General features: G+C 64.3%; 20 protein-coding genes. 13 read left to right on the top strand and 7 right to left on the bottom strand.

What is annotated here, in order from left to right; genetic code table 11:
- Nucleotides 1-392 precede the first annotated feature (392 nt).
- Complete coding sequence (locus tag NKJ17_RS28565; RefSeq protein ID WP_352691141.1) at nucleotides 393-2,111, top strand: adenylate/guanylate cyclase domain-containing protein; 1,719 nt, start codon at nucleotides 393-395, stop codon at nucleotides 2,109-2,111.
- Between the two features lie 192 nt (nucleotides 2,112-2,303).
- Here the strand turns inward: NKJ17_RS28565 and gnd are convergent, their stop codons facing one another.
- From gnd to NKJ17_RS28595, 6 genes are all read right to left on the bottom strand, one after another.
- The gene (gnd, locus tag NKJ17_RS28570; RefSeq protein ID WP_352691114.1) at nucleotides 2,304-3,728 is read right to left on the bottom strand and encodes an NADP-dependent phosphogluconate dehydrogenase; all 1,425 of its coding nucleotides are present in this window, start codon (nucleotides 3,726-3,728) and stop codon (nucleotides 2,304-2,306) included.
- Between the two features lie 140 nt (nucleotides 3,729-3,868).
- Complete coding sequence (locus tag NKJ17_RS28575; RefSeq protein ID WP_352691115.1) at nucleotides 3,869-5,506, bottom strand: copper resistance CopC/CopD family protein; 1,638 nt, start codon at nucleotides 5,504-5,506, stop codon at nucleotides 3,869-3,871.
- 52 nt (nucleotides 5,507-5,558) lie between these two features.
- Nucleotides 5,559-6,077 (bottom strand): YcnI family copper-binding membrane protein, encoded by a 519-nt coding sequence (locus NKJ17_RS28580; protein WP_352691117.1) that lies wholly within the window; start codon nucleotides 6,075-6,077, stop codon nucleotides 5,559-5,561.
- A 25-nt stretch (nucleotides 6,078-6,102) separates the two neighbouring features.
- Entirely contained in the window at nucleotides 6,103-6,639 is a 537-nt protein-coding gene (locus NKJ17_RS28585) for a copper chaperone PCu(A)C (RefSeq protein ID WP_352691119.1), read from the bottom strand.
- Between the two features lie 99 nt (nucleotides 6,640-6,738).
- On the bottom strand, nucleotides 6,739-7,095 hold the full coding sequence (locus NKJ17_RS28590) for a DUF2946 family protein (RefSeq protein WP_352691120.1): 357 nt from the start codon (nucleotides 7,093-7,095) through the stop codon (nucleotides 6,739-6,741).
- Between the two features lie 119 nt (nucleotides 7,096-7,214).
- On the bottom strand, nucleotides 7,215-8,117 hold the full coding sequence (locus NKJ17_RS28595; RefSeq protein ID WP_352476364.1) for a GntR family transcriptional regulator: 903 nt from the start codon (nucleotides 8,115-8,117) through the stop codon (nucleotides 7,215-7,217).
- A 256-nt stretch (nucleotides 8,118-8,373) separates the two neighbouring features.
- Here NKJ17_RS28595 and NKJ17_RS28600 point away from each other — a divergent pair, with 256 nt between their 5' ends.
- The 5 genes from NKJ17_RS28600 to NKJ17_RS28620 all read left to right on the top strand — a co-directional run bounded on the left by NKJ17_RS28600 (nucleotide 8,374) and on the right by NKJ17_RS28620 (nucleotide 14,907).
- Nucleotides 8,374-9,879: a UxaA family hydrolase gene (locus NKJ17_RS28600; RefSeq protein ID WP_352691122.1), complete on the top strand. Its 1,506-nt coding sequence runs from the start codon at nucleotides 8,374-8,376 to the stop codon at nucleotides 9,877-9,879.
- A gap of 329 nt (nucleotides 9,880-10,208) precedes the next feature.
- Nucleotides 10,209-11,204 carry an ABC transporter substrate-binding protein gene (locus NKJ17_RS28605; protein WP_254816763.1) on the top strand — a complete coding sequence of 332 codons (996 nt, stop codon included), beginning with the start codon at nucleotides 10,209-10,211 and terminating at the stop codon, nucleotides 11,202-11,204.
- Between the two features lie 100 nt (nucleotides 11,205-11,304).
- Entirely contained in the window at nucleotides 11,305-12,858 is a 1,554-nt protein-coding gene (locus NKJ17_RS28610) for a sugar ABC transporter ATP-binding protein (protein ID WP_352506643.1), read from the top strand.
- Nucleotides 12,855-13,820, top strand: coding sequence for an ABC transporter permease (locus NKJ17_RS28615; RefSeq protein WP_352691123.1), 966 nt, complete (start codon nucleotides 12,855-12,857; stop codon nucleotides 13,818-13,820). Before NKJ17_RS28610 ends, NKJ17_RS28615 begins: the two co-directional genes overlap by 4 nt.
- A gap of 70 nt (nucleotides 13,821-13,890) precedes the next feature.
- The gene (locus tag NKJ17_RS28620; protein WP_352506645.1) at nucleotides 13,891-14,907 is read left to right on the top strand and encodes a zinc-binding alcohol dehydrogenase family protein; all 1,017 of its coding nucleotides are present in this window, start codon (nucleotides 13,891-13,893) and stop codon (nucleotides 14,905-14,907) included.
- 12 nt (nucleotides 14,908-14,919) lie between these two features.
- Here NKJ17_RS28620 and phnF read toward each other — a convergent pair whose 3' ends face one another.
- Complete coding sequence (phnF, locus tag NKJ17_RS28625; protein WP_352506646.1) at nucleotides 14,920-15,663, bottom strand: phosphonate metabolism transcriptional regulator PhnF; 744 nt, start codon at nucleotides 15,661-15,663, stop codon at nucleotides 14,920-14,922.
- 134 nt (nucleotides 15,664-15,797) lie between these two features.
- On the opposite strand from phnF, the gene phnG reads away from it, so the two are divergent.
- The 7 genes from phnG to NKJ17_RS28660 all read left to right on the top strand — a co-directional run bounded on the left by phnG (nucleotide 15,798) and on the right by NKJ17_RS28660 (nucleotide 21,198).
- Complete coding sequence (gene phnG, locus NKJ17_RS28630; protein WP_352691125.1) at nucleotides 15,798-16,259, top strand: phosphonate C-P lyase system protein PhnG; 462 nt, start codon at nucleotides 15,798-15,800, stop codon at nucleotides 16,257-16,259.
- Entirely contained in the window at nucleotides 16,259-16,870 is a 612-nt protein-coding gene (phnH, locus tag NKJ17_RS28635; RefSeq protein ID WP_352691127.1) for a phosphonate C-P lyase system protein PhnH, read from the top strand. Before phnG ends, phnH begins: the two co-directional genes overlap by 1 nt.
- 1 nt (nucleotide 16,871) lies before the next feature.
- Complete coding sequence (locus NKJ17_RS28640; RefSeq protein WP_352506649.1) at nucleotides 16,872-17,984, top strand: carbon-phosphorus lyase complex subunit; 1,113 nt, start codon at nucleotides 16,872-16,874, stop codon at nucleotides 17,982-17,984.
- A complete protein-coding gene (locus NKJ17_RS28645; RefSeq protein ID WP_352506650.1) occupies nucleotides 17,981-18,892 on the top strand; it encodes an alpha-D-ribose 1-methylphosphonate 5-phosphate C-P-lyase PhnJ in 912 nt (303 codons plus the stop codon). The genes NKJ17_RS28640 and NKJ17_RS28645 overlap by 4 nt, the downstream gene beginning before the upstream one ends.
- Nucleotides 18,889-19,665 carry a phosphonate C-P lyase system protein PhnK gene (gene phnK, locus NKJ17_RS28650; protein WP_065009749.1) on the top strand — a complete coding sequence of 259 codons (777 nt, stop codon included), beginning with the start codon at nucleotides 18,889-18,891 and terminating at the stop codon, nucleotides 19,663-19,665. Before NKJ17_RS28645 ends, phnK begins: the two co-directional genes overlap by 4 nt.
- Nucleotides 19,666-19,876: 211 nt before the next feature.
- Complete coding sequence (phnL, locus tag NKJ17_RS28655) at nucleotides 19,877-20,584, top strand: phosphonate C-P lyase system protein PhnL (protein WP_352506651.1); 708 nt, start codon at nucleotides 19,877-19,879, stop codon at nucleotides 20,582-20,584.
- Nucleotides 20,581-21,198: a DapH/DapD/GlmU-related protein gene (locus NKJ17_RS28660; protein WP_352506652.1), complete on the top strand. Its 618-nt coding sequence runs from the start codon at nucleotides 20,581-20,583 to the stop codon at nucleotides 21,196-21,198. The genes phnL and NKJ17_RS28660 overlap by 4 nt, the downstream gene beginning before the upstream one ends.
- Nucleotides 21,199-21,211: the final 13 nt, after the last annotated feature.

A 21,211-nucleotide genomic window follows, 5' to 3' on the forward strand; every position in this document is an offset into this window, starting at 1 on the left:
AAATCCCCATAACCATCGCCTGTGGCCCGCGGGTTCCTTCCTCGGGGACTTTCGTACGCCTGCCGGCGCCCGAAACTCTTCACGAAAGCGGATTGGCAGCTCCGGGCCGCAGATCTTTAATTGCGGACATTTAGGTCGGCGTGGGCATCGTCGTGACCTGGCCCGAAGCGGTCACGGGTCCGGTTGAGAGGCAACTGCCGCGAACAAGCGGTAGGGATAGATGGGACTCGCTCGTCAGTGGCGCTGCGCAGGAGAGCCAAGGCGTCGCGCGAGTCATACTCTCAAGAAGCGTGATCTGTGGTATAGAGGCCGGTGAGGGCACGCCGGAGGCGCCGGTCCTACCTGCCTCTGACCTGCGCCTGGCGTGTCGCGAATCTGAACTGAGGCTCAACATGGAGCGGAAGCTCGCTGCCATCCTTGCCATTGATGTTGTCGGTTACTCGGCGCTCATGGAGGTGGATGAAGCGGGCACCTTCGACCGGCTGAAACGGGGCCGCAAAGAGTTGTTCGAGCCGGAAATCGCGACGCGACACGGGCGAATCTTCAAGCTTATGGGAGACGGCCTGCTGGCGGAGTTCGGTAGCGTGGTGGATGCGGTCGAATGCGCGGTCACGCTTCAGCGCGGCATGACGGAACGTAACGCGAGCGTCGCCGAAGACCAGCGCTTCGAAGTCCGGATCGGAATCAACCTTGGGGAAGTGATCGTCGAAGGGGACGATCGCTATGGCGAGGGCGTGAATGTAGCGTCGCGCCTCCAACAACTCGCCGAGCCCGGTGGCATCTGCGTTTCGGAGAAGGTGTCCAAGGAGGTCAGGCAGAAGCTGGCGTTTGCGTTCGAGCCTATGGGCGAGCAGCGGGTGAAGAACATAGCCGAGCCGATATACTGCTATCGCGTCAACCTGCAGCTTCCGAGAGCCGCTCAGGTCGGGCGACTGGCATCGCTGGAATTGCCCGACAAGCCCTCGATCGCGGTCTTGCCTTTCACCAACATGAGCAACGATCCGGAGCAGGAAACCTTTGTCGACGGCTTGACCGAAGACCTGATCACCGACCTATCTCGCTGCGCCGGCCTCTTCGTCATCGCACGCAACTCGACCTTTGCTTACAAAGGGCGGTCGGTCGATGTGCGTTTGGCCGCGCGTGATCTTGGGGTGCGCTATGTGGTTGAAGGCAGCGCCCGGCGCGCCGCGGGGCGCGTGCGCATCAATGCGCAGCTGATCGACGCGATCGGCGGCGATCATATCTGGGCCGAGCGCTACGACAGCAGCCTCGAGGATATCTTTGCAGTGCAGGACGAGGTCACGGCCAAGATCGTCGAAGCCCTGGTCGGCCGATTGGCCGGACAGCCGGCGCGCAAACGGCCGACGAGTCTCGAAGCCTATGACCTCTGTGTACAAGCCCGCGGCGTCAGTTTTCAGACCGGGTTAGGCGCGCAGGAAGCGCGCATGCTGCTGGAGAAGGCGATCAGACTCGATCCCGACTATGCCGAAGCGCATAGCTTGCTGGCCCTCAATCTTTGGCTCGGCTGGCTGTTCTGGAACGAGCCGAAGGAAACCAACCAACCTCGCTCGCTCGCGGAAGCGCAGCAGGCAGTGGCGCTCGACCCTAACGATGCCGGGAACCGGTGGGTGCTGGGCATCATACTTGGTCACGAACGGCGTTTCGCGGAATCGGATGCAGAGTTCGAGGCGACTTTCAAGCTCGATCCCAATCATGCCGATGCCTGGGCGATGCGCTCGGATCTCATCACCTTGAGGGGCGATGCGGTCAAGGGCGTCGAATTCGTGAAGCGGGCGTTGCGGCTCAATCCGCGCCCTCCGGGGTGGTACCATTGGATGGCGGGCCAAGCCTATTATGCGCTCGGCGACTATCAATCCGCGGTCGAGGCTTTACGCAAGCCGGAAACCTACCGCACCACGTCGCGGCGCATGCTTGCGGCAGCCCTCGCGCAGCTCGGACGCCTGGATGAAGCCCGTCAGGAGGCGGAGTTCTTCATGATGAGCAATCCCCATTTCAGCATCAGGCACTGGGCGACATCGCAGCCATTCGACGACGAGGAAGTGCTCCAGCGCTTCGTCGAAGGCTACCGCAAGGCTGGCCTTCCCGACTAAAGAGCGCATCGCTTTGGATCGCCGGCTTGCTCTCGTCAGGACATAGGCTCGTCTTTTGGCTGTGAGGGCAAATGCCCGTGGGTTCCCTCGATCAATGTCCGTTGATGGCGCAACCACGATCTCCAGCGTGATCGCCAGCAAGGTCCGCTTTCAAGAAACTGCGAAGCCGATCTCTACGGCCGAGACCGGGCGCTAACCAGCCGCCCCACTTCCCCACGGGCCATGGAAAGCGCCCTGCCCATCGATGCGCTCGAAGCCGTGCGCGCCGAAGAAATCGCGCTGCGCCTGGATCAGGTTCGAAGTGCCGCGGCCCTGCCGGTAACTGTCGAAATAGGCAAGTGCAGATGACAGGGCCGGCACCGGCGAGCCGGCTTCGGCCGCCCTTGCGACGACACGGCGAAGCGACGGATGTGCCTCCTGCATCAATGAGACGAAAGCCGGCGCCATCAACAGGTTGGTGGCTGCGCCGCCGCCGCCGAAGGCCTCCGCCATCGTATCCAGCAATTGCGAGCGGATGATGCAGCCGGCCCGCCAGATCTTGGCGATGACCGGCATCGGCAGGTTCCAGTTGAATTCCTTCGACGCGCCGCTCATCACCGCGAAGCCTTGCGCGTAGGCGGCGATCTTGCCGGCAAACAGCGCCAGCTCGAGATCGCCGAGCAGGGCGTCCCTGTCTCCGGAAATCTTGCTCACGCCGCCGCCATAGACCTTTTCGGCGGCAAGCCGCTCGTCCTTGATCGACGACAGTACGCGTGCCGCCACAGCCGCCTCGATCGCGGTGGCCGGGATGCCTAGCTGCTGCGCCTCGATCACCGACCATTTGCCGGTGCCTTTCTGGCCGGCGCGGTCGAGGATGATGTCGACCACCGGTTTGCCGGTCTTGGGATCGTCGGCGGCCAGCACCTTGGCGGTGATCTCGATCAGGTACGAATTGAGCCTGCCCGTGTTCCACTGGGAAAACACCTCGGCGATCTCTTTCGGCCCCATGCCGAGCCCGTCGCGCAAGATGCCGTAGATCTCGGCGATCATCTGCATGTCGGCATATTCGATGCCGTTGTGGATGGTCTTGACGAAATGGCCGGCGCCGTCGGTGCCAAGCCACGCCGCGCAAGGCTCGCCCTTGAACTTGGCCGAGATCGCGGTCAGCACCTTTTCGACGCGCTTCCAGGACTCTTCGGTACCGCCGACCATGATCGAGGGACCGTGGCGTGCGCCCTCCTCGCCGCCGGACACGCCCATGCCGATGAAGGTCAGGCCCGAATCGGTAAGCTCGGAGAAGCGACGCATCGTATCGCGGAAATTGGCATTGCCGGCGTCGATGACGATGTCGTTGGCCGACAGCACGCCGCGCAATGCCGCGATCTGCTCGTCGACCGGCTTGCCGGCCAGCACCATGATGATGATCGGCCGCGGCGGCCGGATCGCGGCGGCCAGTTCTTCGAGGCTGTAGCAGGGCACCACCCTATCCCGAAGCGCGCCGGCATTTTCGACAAAGGCATCGGTGCGCGCCGCGGTGCGATTGAAGACGGCGATGCGGTGCCCCTTCTCGGCGATGTTGAGCGCCAGGTTGGAGCCCATCGTGCCAAGGCCGATCAGGCCGATTTCGGCTTTTTCCATCGTTTCTTCCCTGCTTTCGGATCTTGTTGGTTTGAGCCCGCGATTGGGTTGGACGCCCATTCTTGATGGCGATGATTGACGGGGGTTCGCGGCCGCGTCAACCGCCTCGCCGAATTGTCTTGCGTGGACCAGCGCTCTCGTCACGGCCTGATGTCGATCGGCGCCTCAATCTTCACCATCTCGAAATCCGAGACCAGGATATCGAGCCGCGCCGTCCACCGGCCGGCGACCGGAATGACGAGATCGTCGACGCGCCAGGTGCCGTCGCCAAGCCTCGTCGCCGGGCGCTTGATGGGTTCGATGCCGGAATCGGGCTTTGACAGCACCAGTGTTACCTGCTTGGCGTCGAGCGGGCCGAAATCGCCGGTCATGATGAAGATCGAAGCGGCAACAGGCCCGGCATGGCCGGGCGCAATGCTGAGGTCGGCCATCGCTTGCAGCGTGTGGATATGCACCGACGCCGGCTGTGCCGCGGCGATCGCCAGCGCGCGCGGCGGCGGCGTGAAGCGCCAGCCGGCGGCAACGCCGAAGATCGCCAGCACGATCAGCACCTCGATGGCGATCGAGCGGGCCAGCCGCCGCTGGACTTCCGTTTCGCCCGCCTCAGCCGGGGCCGTAAGCTTGAAGCGATTGACGGCGGCGAGCGTGAACAGAAAGACGAGCAGCACCAGCTTGAGCAGCAGCAGCCGGCCGTAAGCGGTATGGACCAGCGCCGACGGCGTTTGCACCTGGATGACGGCGAGCACGATGCCGGCTGCCGCAAGCACCGCCACGACGAACAGGATCGCTCGTGAAAACCGGCGCAGCAACGGCCCGGCTTTGTCCGGCTGCCGTTTCAAGGCAAGACCGAGCGGCGCCAGCGCCCCGGACCAAATCGCGATACCAGTGGCGTGCAGAAACACCATCGGCCGGGTCAGCCATTGCGGCTCGGCGGCACTGGCATGCCCGCTGGCGGCAAGTGCTGCGCCAACGCCAACCAGTCCGGCCAGGGCGAGCGGCCTTGCGTCGGCGCGCGGCACGACCAGCGACAACAGGCCAAGGCCGAGCGCCATCAGCGCGATCAGCACTGTCCAGCCGAAGCTGGTGCCGAGCCCGGTCTGCCAGATGACCGGCTGCGCCAGCCGGGCAAGCGGCGCGCCAAGCGCATCCAGGCCCTGGAAACCAAGCGACAGCGGTGCGGCGGCCAGGCCGCACAGGATCGCAGCGACGATCATGTTCTGGCCTGATCGGCCGCCTTGCGCCAGCCAGGCCTGCGCAAAGGCACCGCCGACCCCGAAAAACAGGCCGACATACAGAAAAACCTTGCCGATCCAGATCGCCGTTCGAAGCCCCCGGTCAACGGCATCGGAGGCGGCCGGCGCGGCACTCGGTGTGCCGACCGAGAACAGCACCGAGCCGCCGACCGGATGCCCGTCGGCGGAGATTACCCGCCAGCTCAGCACATGCGTGCCGGATGTCAGCGCCTGCGGATTGTCGATCTCGACGGCCTGGCCGCTGAGCCGGAAAGAGCTCAGCGGGATCGACGTGCCGTCGGGCCGCACCAGCGTCAGCACCAGCGGCGAAACCGGCTCGCTGAAGGTCAGCGACATCTGCGACGGGCTCTGCGCCAGCACCGCACCGTCAGCCGGCTCGGCCTTGATCAGCGCTGCATGGGCGAAGGCGGGATCAGGCATGGCGATTACGGCGAGCAGCACGATGGCGGCCAGCAGGCCAGCCACAAGCCGGCCAGAACAGTTGCCGGCCATGCAAGCTTGCCGCAGGAAGGATGGCGCGCTCATATCACCGCCAAGAGCAGCGGCGCGCCCATCCGCCAAAGCGCGCCGCCGGAGCTCACTTCTTCGGCAGCAGCTTGAGGCCGGGCGCCGGAAATTCCAGCGCATCCTCAGCCTGCCCGGCCGCCGGAATCTCGATCCAGCGATCGGCAACGCCGTCACATTCCTGTACCACCGGAAAATGCAGCATCTGGCCTGCCGGCAGGTCGGATGCCAGTGTCGCGCGAAAGACGAATTCGTCGTAGAATTCGTCCGGCAGGCTGCCGGCGCTCCAGTCGATCTCCTTGACGCCGCTGGTCACTGCCTGGCCGTAGAGCTGGTAGGACTTCTCGTATTTGCCGTTCTTGACCTGCAGCGTCCAACCCGGCTTCGGCATCGGTTTGACCGAGAGCACCCCTTCCGGGATCTGCACGCGCACGGCGGTCGTCGCCTTGCCCTCGCAGCCATGCGGCACCCGAAGAACCGCCTTGTAGGTCGAGCCCACCGCCGCCTCCGGCGTTTCGAGCGTGATGTGGGCAAAGGCCGCGCCGGTCCCGAGGATAAGAAGCACGCAGCCGGGCAAAAGAGATTTCTTCATGATGGTACCTCTCGAAGCGGCCAAGTCAGTGGTCGTCCTGCGGCGCCGCGCTGCCGATGCCTTGCACGGCGAATTCAATCTGCACGGGCCCGGCTTTTTCGAAGGTCAGTGTTGCGGAAAACATTTCGCCCTCCTTGGGCTGCCGCTTCAAATCCATGAACATCAAATGATAGCCGTTAGGCGCCAATGCGACCTTGCCGCCAGCCGGGATTTCGAGGCCGCCTGTGACCGGCCGCATGGTCATGACGCCATTGCTGACGCCCATCTCGTGCAGTTCGGCCTTGGCCGAAATGTCGGAGGTGATCGACAGCAGGCGATCCGGCGCACTGCCGGTGTTGGTGATCGTGAAGTAGCCGCCGGCTACCTTGGCGCCGGCTGGCGTGGCGCGCGACCAGGGGTGCCCGATCTCGAGATCGCCAAGCTTGAACTCGTGTGCCAACACCGTCTGGGCGCTGGCGAACAGGAGGGCAAGAACGCAAAGGGCGATGCCGAGACGCTGCTCGAAACGACCCAGTGCGAAGCGCCTGCGGCTGGATGCGGCGGCGCGAAAAGAGTGAGACATGATTGCTCCGTGGACTTTAAGGGACCGCGCCGACGGCCGGTCGCGAACGATGTCGATAAACGCGCCGGCAAAGGGTTGCGCGGCGCGAACCAGAACGGATCAGGCCGTCGCCGGTGGTGCGCGCGGATTGGACGGAGTGCGGGCGCGGGCGAAATCGCGATGCCGGAAGGCCGGCAGGAAAAAGGCGATGGTTTCGACGGAGAGGCTGCGAGCCAGGCTCCCGGCGGCATCGGGCGGCGCGTAGACCGCCGAAACGAGGTTGCAGCCAAGCATGCAGCAAGCCGGCATGTGCTGATGATGCGGATCGCCGGCGGGGAGTTGCGCCGCACCGTCATGGGTGCAGATCGTGTTGCCGAAAGCATCGAATTGCGAGGCGTTCGGCTCGCCGCCTGAAGCAAACGCGCCGAACATCGACTGGAGCACGAAAAGCCACGCCGCGGCGAACGCGACCGGCATGCTCCATCGTCTCCGGCGTATGGTCAAGAACCAGCCTCTTCACGCAGCAACGTCAGTTCTCTAGCACGGAGCCGGCGGCCGGAAAATCGCCAAAACGTTGCTGCGGCAACGCAACACAATCACGCGCGTTGCGGCTGCCTGCCCTCGGGAATGGACGTCAGCAGCGTGTGGCGGGCCGATTTCAGGTGCTTGCGGCAGGCGGCGTCGACCTTGGCGAGATCGCGCGATTTGAGCGCGGCGATATAGGCGAGATGCTCCTGGACCGCGACTTCGTTGCGCTCGCGCTCCTGCGCCTTGTTCCACTGGTAGTGGTAGTGGAAGATCATGGCGATGACGTCGTAGAAATCGACAATGAAGCGGTTGTGCGACGCCCGGTGGATAAGCCGGTGAAAGCGCTCGTCGAGCTCGGAGAATTCGTTGAACCGCACGGCGATCTCGCGCGCCAGCAGGCGATGCTCGTCCTCCAGGCGGTCGAGGTCGGCCCACACCGGGCTGTCCTCGGGCAGAGCGGCAAAGGCTGCGGCCGAGCGCAGTTCGAACATTTCGCGGATCTCGGTCAACTCCAGCGCGAAGGCGCGGGTAAAGCCTTTCAGCACCCAGTGGCTGTTGCGGCGCTTCTCGATCAGGCCAAAGCGCGAGAAGCGGATCAGGAATTCGCGCACGCTGGTGGTGCCGACGCCGATCTCTCGCGCCAGCTCGAGCTCGTTGATCTGCATTCCGGCTTCGGCACCGCTGGCAAGCAGCCGCCGCATGAAGGAACGCTCGATGATCTCGGCCAGCGTGTCGGTTTCTTCCTCGGGGAAGAAATCATCCGGCCGCGGCTCGCGCAGAACCGTCTTGCTGCGCTTGTTCCAGTCTATCAGCCCGGTCTCTTCCATGCGCGCAAGGATAGTGCGGACCGTCGTGCGGCTGACGCCGAGCAGCGTACCCAGCTCCGGCTCCGAAGGCAGGCTCCTGGTTTCGTCGAGCAGCCTCAGACCGCGATTATAAGCGTCCTTGTAAACGTTGTTGCTCTTCGACATCCCCTGCCCCGTGGCGCATTGGCGATTGCGGCCGGATTGAAGCGTTTCGCGCGCATGAAATCGGAATCGCTTCGCAAAATACCATGCGCAACGCTAGTCTTGGTTGTAGAGCCTACTTCTCGCATCCAAAAGACGCGTCGCGCTCTGGCGAAAAAACAATTGACGCAAAAATGTTTTTTCACGATAAAAGACATTATATGTTAAGAGCCGCGTGTCAATCCGCTCGCGCACCCAGGAACACACCCAGGAAGCTCCCGTGAACGCCGCAAACAGCATTCTTCTGTCTCCCGCCGACAATGTCGCGGTCGCCAATGGCCGCATCGAGATCGGCACCGTGCTGCCGGGCGGCGCCGTCGCCGCCGCGCTGATCGAGCCGGGCCACAAAGTGGCGATCAAGCCGATTGCGGCTGGCGAAGCCGTGGTCAAATACGCCCAGGCGATCGGCCGCGCCACGCAGGACATCGCGCCCGGCGAGCATGTCCATTCGCACAATCTGGTCTTCGAAAGCGGGCGTTTGCCGGTGGTGCCGCCGAGCGAGGCAGTGCATGCGACCGAGGCCGACCGCGCCCGCACCTTCATGGGCTACCGCCGCGCCGACGGCCGCGCCGGCACGCGCAACTTCGTCGGCATTCTGGCCAGCGTCAATTGCTCGGCAACCGTCTGCCACGCCATCGCTGACGCGGCGAACCGCACGCTTCTGCCGCAATATCCCGGCATCGACGGCTTCGTCCCGATCGTCCACGGCCAGGGCTGCGGCATGAGCGCCACCGGCGACGGCATGATGGTGCTGCATCGCACGCTGGCCGGCTATGCCCGTCATCCGAATTTCGGCGGCGTGCTGATGGTCGGGCTCGGCTGCGAGGTCAACCAGCTCACCCTCTATGGCCAGAAGGGCGTTGCCGCGGGAAAACGTCATTTCAACATCCAGGAAGCCGGCGGCTCGCGCAAATCGGTTGAGAAGGCGCTGGTCGTGCTGGCCGAGATTGCCGAAGAGGTCGGCAAGCTTCAGCGTGAGCCGATCCCGGTCAGCGAGATCGTCGTCGGCCTGCAATGCGGCGGCTCCGACGGCATGTCCGGCATCACCGCCAATCCGGCGCTGGGTGCCGCGGTTGACATCCTGGCCGGCGTCGGCGGCATCGGCATCCTCTCCGAAACGACGGAGATCTACGGCGCCGAGCACCTGCTCGCCTATCGCGCCGCAACCCCCGAGATCGCCGCCAAGCTCGACGGTTATGTGAAATGGTGGGAAGACCACGTCGCCAAGCATGGCGCATCCATCGACAATAATCCCTCACCGGGCAACAAGCGCGGCGGCCTGACCACCATCCTGGAAAAGTCGCTCGGCGCGGTCGCCAAGGGCGGCCAGACGCCGCTCAACGGCGTCTTCGGCTATGCCGAAAAGGTCACCGGGCACGGGCTGGTGTTCATGGACACGCCCGGCTACGACCCGGTCTCGGCCACCGGCCAGGTGGCGGGCGGCGCCAACGTCATCGTCTTCACTACCGGCCGCGGCTCCTGCTTCGGCTGCCGGCCGACGCCGTCGATCAAGGTCGCCAGCAACTCGACCATGTACCACGCCATGGAAGAGGACATGGACGTGAATTGCGGCGTCATCGCCTCGGGCGAAAAGACCATTGCCGGCATGGGCCGCGAGATCTTCGAGCTGATCGTCGAGACAGCTTCGGGCCGCAAGACCAAGAGCGAGGAATTCGGCTACGGCGACAACGAGTTCGTGCCGTGGCATCTCGGCGCGACGCTCTAAGCCTTGCCGTCCGGGAAGTCGCGCGCACCTGACGTGAGCGCCAGGTGTCACAGTTCGTACACCGCCAAAACGAATGTACATTCCATATTGACTGGTTGATGGAACTAATATTCCATGCGGGATATTGAAGCAGATTGGCAGCGGAGTTCCGACAGAAAAAATCTTCCATCCAGCCATTCGAAGCGGCCATCAAACAGCGCTTGCGCCGACCGAGATGATACACTATCAAAATACAGTAAATGTTTTTTATTGATAAAGTTCCGTTTTGGGCCGCGCCATCCGAATGGAGCTTCCGTAACATTCACCGGGCGACTTAGGGAGGACTCCTAATGAAATTCGTGACCAGCATTCTCAACCGCCGCGCCTTCGTGGCACTCGCAGCCGCGTCGATGCTTGCCGGCGTGATGCATTCGGCTCCGGCATCCGCGGCCGACGTAACCATTCCGATCATCGTCAAGGACACCACGTCCTTCTACTGGCAGATCGTTCTGGCCGGCGCCCGCAAGGCCGGCAAGGACCTCGGCGTCAACGTGCCGGAGCTCGGCGCCCAGGCCGAGACAGACGTCAACGGCCAGATCTCGATCCTTGAAAATGCCGTCGCCGGCAACCCGGCGGCCGTCGTCATCGCGCCGACCGAAGCCAAGGCGCTTGGCAAGCCGATCGATGAGGCCGCCACCAAGGTCAAGATCATCGGTATCGACTCCGGTGCCGACTCCAAGGCCTTCACCTCGTTCCTGACCACCGACAACATCCAGGGCGGCCGTGTCGCCGCTGACGGCCTTGCCGCAGCCATCGGCGAAGCCAATGGCGGCAAGGTCGAGGGTGACGTCGCCCTGATCACCGCGCTTCCGGGCGCCGGCTCGCTCGAACAGCGCGCCCAGGGTTTTAAGGAACAGCTCGCCGCCAAATATCCCGGCCTCAAGCTGGTCGCCGACAAATACGCCGACGGCCAGGCCACCACCGGCCTCAACATCGCCACCGACCTGATCACCGCCAACCCCAACCTCAAGGGCATCTTCGCCTCCAATCTAATCATGGCGCAGGGCGTCGGTCAGGCGATCGCCGAGAACAATCTTGCCGGCAAGGTCGCGCTGGTCGGTTTCGACAGCGACGAGAAGCTGATCAAGTTCCTCAATGACGGCGTCATTTCGGCTCTCGTCGTTCAGGATCCGTACCGGATGGGCTATGACGGCATCAAGACGGCGCTCGCCGCCTCGAAGGGCGAGAAGGTCGAGGCCAATGTGGACACCGGCGCCAACCTGGTCACCAAAGCCAACATGAAGGATCCGAAGATCGACGCGCTGCTCAACCCCAAGCTCGACTGAGCATCGCCACAAGTGAACTGTTTCCGGGGCCTTTGCCCCGGAAACATCCCACTCGCGCCAATCGTCAGACCATCTGGCGGGCCAATCTGGGAGGATTGTCATGATGTCGACGGCGCAGGAACTCCATCCGGCCCCAACGCTGGAACCGGGCAGGACCATCCTCGAACTCCGCGGCCTGGAAAAGCGCTATCCCGGCACCCACGCGCTGAAGCCGGTCGACCTCGCCTTCAAAGCCGGCGAGATCCACGCCATCGTCGGCGAGAACGGCGCCGGCAAATCCACCCTGATCAAGCTTCTGACCGGCGTCATGCCGCGCACCTCCGGCGACGTCATCTGGGAGGGCAAGCCTGCCGCATTGGCAACGCCGCATGAGGCGATGGCACTCGGCATCAATGCCGTGCATCAGGAAGTGGTCCTGTGCCGCCATCTCACCGTCGCCGCCAACATGTTCCTCGGCGAGGAGGATGCACGTTTCGGCATCCTGCAGCAGCGGGCGATGGTCAGGCAGGCGCAGAAGATCATCGACGACCTAGGCTTCGACCTGCCCGCGCATGTCATGCTGGGTGACCTGACCATCGGCCAGCAGCAGCTGATCGCCGCCGCCCGCGCCACCGTGCGCGGCACCAAATTCCTGATCTTCGACGAACCGACCGCCTACCTCACCCGCAAGGAGGCCGACCAGCTGTTCACGCTGATCCGCCGGCTGAAGGGCGAAGGCGTCACCATCATCTACATCAGCCATCGCATGGAAGAAGTGTTCGAGCTCGCCGACCGCGTCTCGGTGCTGCGCGACGGCACGCTGGTCGGCACCAGGAACATTGCCGAGACCAATGACGCCGAGCTGGTCAAGATGATGATCAACCGCTCGATCGAGCAGGTCTACCACAAGGAGCATTTCACCTTCGGCGCGACCATCGTCGAAGCCAGGAACCTGTCGGGCAAGGGCTTCGAAAATGTCTCGATGTCCGTCCGTGCCGGTGAGATCGTCGGCCTCTATGGCCTGATCGGCGCCGGACGCAGCGAGTTCGTCACCACGCTCTATGGCCGCCACCGCAAATCGGCCGGCCAGATCCTCTGGGAGGGCAAGGAGGTCAAGGTCAATAGCGAACATGACGCGATCAGGCTCGGCATCGCGCTTGCCCCCGAAAGCCGCCGCGACCAGGGCCTCTGCCTCAACCTGCCGGTCGGGCTCAACCTCAATCTGCCGATCTACAAGCGCATCTCGAGCAATCTGCTGATCTCGCGCGCGCAGGAAAAGGCGCAAGCCGATCGCCAGATCGCTGACCTGCGCATCAAGACGCCAACACGCAGCGCGCTGGCCTCCAGCCTGTCCGGCGGCAACCAGCAGAAGATCGTCATCGGCAAATGGCTCGCCCACGGCGCCAAGCTGTTCATCTTCGACGAGCCTACCGTTGGCGTCGATGTCGGCACCAAGGCCGAGATCTACCGCCTGTTCGGCGCGCTGCTATCCAAAGGAGCCGGCATCATCCTGATCTCGTCCTACCTGCCCGAGGTCTATGAACTCGCCGACACGCTGCATGTGTTCCGGCGCGGCAAGCTGGTGGCTACGCACGGGTTTCGGACCGCTGATCACGAGGAGATCCTCACCCAGGCGCTGGCCGAGAAACAAGAAAGACCGGGAGGACGGATATGAGCACCGAGGCGATCGCTGCCGAAAGGCCGAAACGCAACTATAACGCCCTGTTCGGGCTGACACTGCTGGCGCTGCTGGTTCTTTTGTGGGTCATCCTGTCGGTGGCGACGCCGAGCTTCGCCTCGGGCAACAACATCTCGAACCTGTTGCGGCAAGGGTCGATGATCGCCATCCTGGCGGTCGGCCAGACCTTCGTCATCATCACCGGCGGCATCGACCTTTCCGTCGGCGCCGTGGTCGGCTTCGCTACCGTCATCGTCGCGATGCTGATCAACGCCGGAACACCGGTTTTCCTGGCCATCCTGATTACCTTGCTGGTCGGCGTCGCCATCGGCATGTTCCACGGCTTCGGCATCGTCAAGATGGGCCTGCCGCCCTTCATCATCACCCTGGCGACGCTGACCTCGCTGCGCGGCATCGGTCTGTTGATGACCAACGGCAACTCGATCTCGATCAACAACGATGCCTTCCAGACGTTCTCGCGCAGTTCCTTCGTCGGCGTCCCCAATCTGTTCTGGATGGTGATCCTGGTCGGCATCCCGGCCTACATCTTCCTGCACCACAGCCGCTGGGGCCGCTATCTGTTCTCGGTCGGCTCCAACGCCGAGGCGTCGCGCCTGTCAGGCGTCAACGTCCAGCGCACCATCTATATGGCCTACACGCTGTCGGGGCTGTGTGCGGCATTCGTCGGCGTGCTGCTCGCCTCGCGCATCGGCATCGGCAATCCGACACAGGCCGAGGGCTGGGAATTGCAGGCGATCGCCTCCTCGGTGATCGGCGGCACCTCGCTGTTCGGCGCTGTCGGCTCAGTGCACGGGCCGCTGCTCGGCGCCTTCATCCTTGCCACCATCAACAACGGCGCCAATCTGCTCAACGTCAACGCCTTCTGGCAGCGCATCATCACCGGCGTGCTGATCATCGTCATCGTCTACTTCGACGGGCTACGCCGCCGCGGCAAATAGACCGCCTCCCCACAACCGCCGGCCTCGCGACAGCAGAGCCGGCGGTGCCATGAACCGACTGGATTGAAGCATGAAAGCCGTCGTCTGCCGCTCGCCCGGCGAACTTGTCCTCGAAGATCGTCCGGCGCCTGGCGCGCCGCCAGCCGGCTGGGCGCTGGTCGCCGTCAGCCATGTCGGCATCTGCGGCACCGACTATCACATCTTCGAAGGCAAGCACCCGTTCCTCGCCTATCCCCGCATCATGGGCCACGAAGTTTCCGGCACCGTGATCGAGGTTGGTGAGGGCGTCGATCTGGCAATCGGCGAACCGGTGGTCGTCAATCCCTATCTCGCCTGCGGCAAATGCATCGCCTGCCGGCAAGGCAAGCCGAATTGCTGCGTTAAGATCGAGGTGCTCGGCGTCCACCGCGACGGCGCCATGTGCGAGCAAATCCTGGTGCCGGCGCAAAATCTTTATCCGGCAAACGGCTTGTCGCTGGCCGATGCTGCTGCCGTCGAATTCCTGGCGATCGGCGCGCATGCCGTGCGGCGCTCGCTGGCTGATCCAGGTGCGCGCACGCTGGTCATTGGCGCCGGCCCCATCGGGCTCGGCACGGCGCTGTTCGCCCGCATCGCCGGGCTCGACGTGACGCTGCTCGACATGAGTGCGGAGAGGCTGGGTTTCGCCGAAAGCGAACTCGGCTTCGCGACCCTCGACGGCTCGCAGGGCGCTGCTGCGGACCTGGTGCGGCAAGCAACCGACGGCGACGGTTTTGACATGGTTTTCGATGCCACCGGCAACACCCAGTCGGTGCAGTCGGCCTTCGCCCATGTCGCGCATGGCGGGGCGCTGGTCCTGGTCAGCGTCGTCAAGGACGACATCGCCTTTTCCGATCCCGAATTCCACAAGCGCGAGATGATGCTGATCGGCAGCCGCAACGCGCTGCGTGCCGATTTCGACCATGTCGCCGCCTCGATCCGCAACGGCGCGGTGCCGTTGGCAAAGCTCGTCACGCACCGCACGACGCTTGGCGAAACGCCGCACGATCTTGCCCGCTGGGCGCATGAGAAGTCCGGCCTGATCAAGGCCGTTATCCAGGTCGCATGATGCTGGCGCACCTCAAAGCGCCGACAGTTTGAGCTCGATCCGCTCGGCCGGGAAGCGCGACTCCGAAAACTGGATCGGCTGACCGTCGGGCGTGACGTTGACGGCGACCGTCACCAGCACGATGGCGCCGGGCTGCAGGTCGAGGTCCGCAAGGTCGGCCGCATCGGCATGGCGCGCCGACAACACCGTCGATTGCCGCAGATAGTCGTCAATGCCAAAACGTGCCAGCGATGCGGTGATCGAACCGGTTTCCGCCATGGCAGCATCGATGCCGGCAAAGCGCCTGGCATCGAACCAGCCGGCAGCGCGGGACACTGGCATTCCATCGGCTTCGCCGCGCGTTTCCAGACGTATCACGTCGGCCCCCTTTGCAAGGCCTAAGCTCTCTGCCACACGACGGTTGGCAGGCTCGACCGATGACGCAAGCAAGGTGATATGCCGGTCGGACGCCTGTCCTTGCAATCCCTCCGAAAAGCGGGTGCGGGCGCCGATCGGATATGACAGCCGCCTGCGCGACAGCACGAAGGTGCCCCGCCCCTGCTCTGCCCTGAGCACACCCTCCTGCACCAGCGCTGCAATGGCGCTGCGGACGGTGTGGCGGTTGACGCCATAGCGCTCGGCAAGTGCCACCTCCGGCGGCAACGCCGCATTTTCGGGAAAATCGCCGACGGAAATCGAATGCAGTATCTGATCGGCGATCTGCCGCCACAGCGCGACACCGCTGCGCCGCTCGATGCTGTTGGCTTGTCCGATCATTTTCTGCCCCAACCTTTGCGCCCCCTCTTCTCGCCCTTGTCATGCACCCGTCATAGACACGCATTAGATAATAGGTATAATTTGTATAATTGTCTATATCAATAGACAAATTTCGATGCAAGGGAATGTTAACCATGCGAGGACAGGAAGCCCGCGATCAGGCTGGGCGCAAGGCCGTTATGGCAACGCTGGCGCAATCGACCGGCGACGATATCGTCCGTCTGTGGAACGAAGCCGGCCTGCCTTCGGAGGCGGAACTCCTGCGCGGCCCCGAAACCGGCCTGGTCACCGTGCGTGGCCGCATCGGTGGCGGCGGCGCGCCGTTCAACGTTGGCGAGACGACGGTCACCCGCGCCACCGTCCGGCTCGCCTCCGGACAGGTCGGCCACTGCTATGCGCTCGGCCGCGACAAGCAGAAGGCAAGGCTGGCGGCAATCGCCGATGCGCTGTGGCAGGACCCGGCTCACCGCAACGAGGTCGAGACCAGGCTCGTCGCGCCCTTGCAGGCGGCACTGGCCGAGGCCCGTGACCAGCGCCGCGCCGAGACGGCGGCGACCAAGGTCGATTTCTTCACCATGGTACGCGGAGAAGACTGATGGACATCGTAACCCAAGCGATCGAAGGCGGCTTTGCCGATCCGGTGTTCGACGCCCAGACGGTCTTCCGGGCAGTGATGGACGCGATGGCCCGGCCGGGCACACTGCAGCCCCTGCCGGTCTTTACCCGTCCACCGACGCCGCTGTCAGCCACCGCGGGCGCCATTGCGCTGGCGCTGTGCGATAACGACACGCCGCTCTGGCTCGACCCCGCCTTGCAGGCTTCAGCGACGGTGAAATCCTGGCTTGGCTTCCATACCGGCGCGCCGCTGGCCAACACCCCGGCCGACGCGCATTTCGCGCTGATCGCCACGCCGGCCGAGATGATGGCGCTCGACGGGTTTTCGCAAGGCACCCAGGATTATCCCGATCGCTCCACGACGCTGATCCTCGAGATCAGCGATCTTGTCTCCGGCGCTCCGCTGCTGCTCGAAGGCCCGGGCATCGAGAAGACGGCGACGATTGCGCCGGCGCAAATGCCGCGCCATTTTGTCGAGCAATGGAAGCAGAACAACCAGCGCTTTCCGCGTGGCATCGACATCATCCTCGCCACGTCCGAAGCAATTGCCTGCCTGCCGCGCACGACGCGCATCAAGACGATGGAGGCATAGGATGTATGTCGCGGTAAAGGGTGGCGAAGCGGCCATTCGCAACGCCCACAAACTGCTCGCCGACCGCCGGCGCGGCGATCGTTCGGTGCCCGCACTTCGCCTCGACCAGATCGTCGAGCAACTGGCGCTCGGCGTCGACCGGGTGATGAGTGAAGGTTCGCTCTACGACAGGGAATTGGCGGCACTCGCCATCGTCCAGGCGCGCGGCGACATGATCGAGGCGATCTTCCTCATTCGCGCCTATCGCACCACGCTGCCGCGTTTCGGCTACACCAAGGCGGTCGACACCGGCACGATGCTGGTCGAGCGGCGGGTGTCGGCGACCTACAAGGACCTGCCCGGCGGCCAGTTGCTCGGCCCGACTTTCGACTACACCCACCGGCTGCTCGATCCCGAGCTTGCCGCAGGCGGCGAAGTCGCCGAGCCGGAGCAGCGTGCAGGCGAGCCGGAAGCCATGCCGCGCGTGTCGGCCATCCTCGCCCGCGAGGGCCTGATCGAATCCGACGGCGACATGCCTGAAGACCATGTCCCCGGCGACATCACCCGCGAGCCGCTCGAATTCCCGATGGCGCGCGACATCCGCCTGCAGGCGTTGTCGCGCGGCGATGAGGGGTTTTTATTGGCGCTCGGCTATTCCACCCAGCGCGGCTATGCGCGCAACCATCCCTTCGTCGGCGAGGTCCGTATCGGTGAGGTCGAGCTGGAGCTCGACGTGCCGGAACTGCCTTTCGCAGTGCCGCTCGGCAGTATCCGCGTCACCGAGTGCCAGATGGTCAACCAGTTCAAGGGCTCGGCCAAGGCGCCGCCGCAATTCACCCGCGGCTACGGCCTCGTCTTCGGCCAGAGCGAGCGCAAGGCGATGGCCATGGCGCTATGCGACCGCGCGCTGCGGGCGGCGGAGTTGGGTGAGGATGTCGTCGCCGCCGCCCAGGACGAGGAGTTCGTCATCTCGCATTCCGACAATGTCCAGGCGACCGGCTTCGTCGAGCATCTGAAGCTGCCGCACTATGTCGATTTCCAGGCCGAGCTCGACCTCGTGCGCCGCATGCGCGCCGAGCACGACGCCCGCGAGAACGCCGGCAAGGCCGAAGAGAAGAGAGAGGCCGCGGAATGACCGCACAACCAACCGACATCGCCACCTACAACTTCGCCTATCTCGACGAGCAGACCAAGCGGATGATCCGCCGGGCGATCCTCAAGGGCATCGCCATCCCTGGCTATCAGGTGCCGTTCGCCTCGCGCGAAATGCCGATGCCCTATGGCTGGGGCACCGGCGGTGTGCAGGTCACCGCTTCGATCATTGGCCCCCTCGATGTGCTCAAGGTCATCGACCAGGGCGCCGACGACACCACCAATGCCGTCTCGATCTGCGCCTTCTTCAAGAAGGTCGCCAATGTCGCTGTCACCACTGAGACGGCGAAGGCGACCATCATCCAGACTCGCCACCGCATCCCCGAGCATCCGCTGAGTGCGGGTCAGGTGCTGGTCTATCAGGTGCCGATCCCCGAGCCGCTGCGCTTCCTCGAGCCACGCGAGACCGAGACGCGCAAAATGCATGCGCTGGAGGAATATGGCCTGATGCATGTAAAACTCTACGAGGACATCGCCAAACATGGCCGCATCGCCACCACCTATGCCTATCCGGTCAAGGTCGAGGGCCGCTATGTGATGGACCCGTCGCCGACGCCGAAATTCGACAACCCGAAAATGCACCGTTCGCCGGCTTTGCAATTGTTCGGCGCCGGCCGCGAAAAGCGCATTTATGCACTGCCGCCCTTCACCGACGTGGTCAGCCTCGACTTCGAGGACCATCCGTTCGAGGTGCAGACCTTCGACCAGCCCTGCGCACTGTGCGCGGCCGAGAACGTCTATCTTGACGAAGTTATCCTCGACGACCATGGCGGCCACATGTTCGTTTGTTCCGACACCGACCATTGCGAGAAGCGGCGCGAGCAAGGCCATCGCGGCCACCTTGCGCCTGAAACCCCTCTTGCCCTGGAAAAAACGGAGCCGGCGCAATGACCGACGAACCGCTGCTGCGCGTCTCTGCGCTGTCCAAATTCTACGGCTCGCGCGTCGGCTGCGAGAACGTCACCTTCGATCTGTGGCCGGGCGAAGTGCTGGCTGTCGTCGGCGAATCCGGTTCCGGCAAGACGACTTTGCTCAACTGCCTGTCGACAAGGCTACTGCCCAGCTCCGGCACCGCCAGCTACCGCATGCGCGATGGCCAATTCCGCGAGCTCTACCGCATGAGCGAGGCCGAGCGCCGCTTTTTGATGCGCACCGACTGGGGCTTTGTCCACCAGAACCCCGCCGATGGTCTGCGCATGACAGTGTCGGCCGGCGCCAATGTCGGCGAGCGGCTGATGGCGGTCGGCGACCGCCACTACGGAAAAATCCGAGCCACGGCGGTCGACTGGCTGTCGCGCGTCGAGATCGACGAGGACCGCATCGACGACGAGCCGCGCGCCTTTTCCGGCGGCATGCGCCAGCGCCTGCAGATCGCCCGCAACCTCGTCACCGGGCCGCGGCTGGTGTTCATGGACGAGCCGACCGGCGGCCTCGACGTCTCGGTGCAGGCGCGCCTGCTCGATCTGTTGCGCGGCCTGGTCACCGATCTGGGTCTGGCGGCCATCGTCGTCACGCACGACCTTGCGGTGGCACGTCTACTGTCGCAGCGCATGATGGTGATGAAGGACGGCCGCGTCGTCGAAAGCGGCCTCACCGACCGCGTCCTCGACGATCCGCGCGCCCCCTACACCCAGTTGCTTGTCTCCTCGATTCTGCAGGTATGACGATGATTGCTCCGGCGTACCCCCCTCTGGCCTTCCGGCCATCTCTCCCTCAAGAGGGGAGATCAGCAGCTTTTATGTCCCGCCCGTTCTGCGACACAGGAGAATGGCGAAACCGAATGCGACAGCCCATCTCCCCTCTTGAGGGGGAGATGGCCGGAAGGCCAGAGGGGGGTGTTGGCCCGCAGACGAATGACGATTGGAGAACCCTCTGATGGCAACCCCGCTCGTTGTCTCCGACGTCGCCAAAAGCTTCACCATGCATCTGCGCGACGGCATCAAACTGCCGGTGGTCGCTGGCGTCTCGTTCGCGATCAGGGCCGGCGAATGCTCGGTGCTCGGCGGCCCGTCCGGCGCCGGCAAGAGCTCGATCCTGAAAATGCTCTACGGCAATTATGCCGCCGATGAAGGCCAGATCATCGTCCAGCACGAGGGCGGGCTGATCGATCTCGCAACTGCCAGCCCGCGCACCGTGCTTGCCGTGCGCCGGCTTACCATCGGCTATGTCAGCCAGTTCCTGCGCACCGTGCCGCGTGTCTCGGCGCTCGATGTCGTCGCCGAGCCGCTGGTCGAGCGCGGCGAGGAGCGTGAGGTCGCGCGCGGCAAGGCACGTGCCTTGCTGGCGCAGCTGAACCTGCCGGAAAAACTCTGGGCGCTGCCGCCGGCGACGTTCTCCGGCGGCGAACAGCAGCGCGTCAACATCGCGCGCGGCTTCATCACCGAGCATCCGATCCTGCTGCTCGACGAGCCGACCGCTTCGCTCGACGCCAGAAACCGCGACGTGGTGATCTCCCTGATCGCCGCCAAGAAGGCGGCGGGCGTCGCTTTGCTCGGCATCTTCCACGACCACGACGTGCGCGAGGCGGTGGCCGACCGTATAATCGACGTGACCGCCTTCGCCGCCGGAAAAATCGCCGCATGACGAGGAAACTGTCGGAGGCGCCGCTGATCCACGAGACGGCGGAAGTAGAGAACTCAACGCTTGGCCGCTGGACCGAAGTCGCCGAGCGCTGCCGGATTTCGGAAAGTGCGTTGGGCGACTATTCCTACATGATGCAGGACTGCGGCGTCTGGTGCGCGACGATCGGCAAATTCGCCAACATCGCCGCCAATGTGCGCATCAACGCCACCAACCACCCGACCTGGCGGCCGACGCTGCACCATTTCACCTATCGCGCCTCGGACTATTGGGACGACGCCGAGCACGAGAGCGAATTCTTCGCCCAGCGCCGCGCCAAGCGCGTCACCATCGGCCACGACACCTGGCTCGGCCACGGCTCGACCATCCTGCCCGGCATCACCGTCGGCGATGGCGCCGCGGTCGGTGCGGGTGCCGTGGTGTCGAAGGACGTCGCGCCCTACACCATCGTCGGCGGCGTGCCGGCCAAGCCGATCCGCGAGCGCTTCGACCGCCGCACCGCGGAGCGCTACCAGGCGCTCGCCTGGTGGGATTGGGACCACGCCCGGCTGCGCGCCGCGCTCGACGATTTTCGGGAACTGTCGGCCAATCAGTTTTTGGAGAAGCATGGGGGTTGACGTCCCGAATAAG

It is taken from the genome of Mesorhizobium sp. M0208, from assembly GCF_040322015.1.
In the GTDB taxonomy this organism is placed as follows: Bacteria; Pseudomonadota; Alphaproteobacteria; order Rhizobiales; family Rhizobiaceae; genus Mesorhizobium.

Excerpts from the sequence above, each read along its gene's own strand:
- phnH (WP_352691127.1), top strand. The coding sequence starts at position 16,259 with ATGGACATCGTAACCCAAGCGATCGAAGGCGGCTTTGCCGATCCGGTG.
- phnK (WP_065009749.1), top strand. The coding sequence starts at position 18,889 with ATGACCGACGAACCGCTGCTGCGCGTCTCTGCGCTGTCCAAATTCTAC.
- NKJ17_RS28610 (WP_352506643.1), top strand. The coding sequence starts at position 11,305 with ATGATGTCGACGGCGCAGGAACTCCATCCGGCCCCAACGCTGGAACCG.
- NKJ17_RS28605 (WP_254816763.1), top strand. The coding sequence starts at position 10,209 with ATGAAATTCGTGACCAGCATTCTCAACCGCCGCGCCTTCGTGGCACTC.
- NKJ17_RS28595 (WP_352476364.1), bottom strand. The coding sequence starts at position 8,117 with ATGTCGAAGAGCAACAACGTTTACAAGGACGCTTATAATCGCGGTCTG.
- NKJ17_RS28590 (WP_352691120.1), bottom strand. The coding sequence starts at position 7,095 with ATGCCGGTCGCGTTCGCCGCGGCGTGGCTTTTCGTGCTCCAGTCGATG.
- phnF (WP_352506646.1), bottom strand. The coding sequence starts at position 15,663 with ATGATCGGACAAGCCAACAGCATCGAGCGGCGCAGCGGTGTCGCGCTG.
- phnL (WP_352506651.1), top strand. The coding sequence starts at position 19,877 with ATGGCAACCCCGCTCGTTGTCTCCGACGTCGCCAAAAGCTTCACCATG.
- gnd (WP_352691114.1), bottom strand. The coding sequence starts at position 3,728 with ATGGAAAAAGCCGAAATCGGCCTGATCGGCCTTGGCACGATGGGCTCC.
- NKJ17_RS28580 (WP_352691117.1), bottom strand. The coding sequence starts at position 6,077 with ATGAAGAAATCTCTTTTGCCCGGCTGCGTGCTTCTTATCCTCGGGACC.
- NKJ17_RS28640 (WP_352506649.1), top strand. The coding sequence starts at position 16,872 with ATGTATGTCGCGGTAAAGGGTGGCGAAGCGGCCATTCGCAACGCCCAC.
- NKJ17_RS28660 (WP_352506652.1), top strand. The coding sequence starts at position 20,581 with ATGACGAGGAAACTGTCGGAGGCGCCGCTGATCCACGAGACGGCGGAA.
- NKJ17_RS28575 (WP_352691115.1), bottom strand. The coding sequence starts at position 5,506 with ATGAGCGCGCCATCCTTCCTGCGGCAAGCTTGCATGGCCGGCAACTGT.
- NKJ17_RS28585 (WP_352691119.1), bottom strand. The coding sequence starts at position 6,639 with ATGTCTCACTCTTTTCGCGCCGCCGCATCCAGCCGCAGGCGCTTCGCA.
- NKJ17_RS28565 (WP_352691141.1), top strand. The coding sequence starts at position 393 with ATGGAGCGGAAGCTCGCTGCCATCCTTGCCATTGATGTTGTCGGTTAC.
- NKJ17_RS28645 (WP_352506650.1), top strand. The coding sequence starts at position 17,981 with ATGACCGCACAACCAACCGACATCGCCACCTACAACTTCGCCTATCTC.
- phnG (WP_352691125.1), top strand. The coding sequence starts at position 15,798 with ATGCGAGGACAGGAAGCCCGCGATCAGGCTGGGCGCAAGGCCGTTATG.
- NKJ17_RS28620 (WP_352506645.1), top strand. The coding sequence starts at position 13,891 with ATGAAAGCCGTCGTCTGCCGCTCGCCCGGCGAACTTGTCCTCGAAGAT.
- NKJ17_RS28615 (WP_352691123.1), top strand. The coding sequence starts at position 12,855 with ATGAGCACCGAGGCGATCGCTGCCGAAAGGCCGAAACGCAACTATAAC.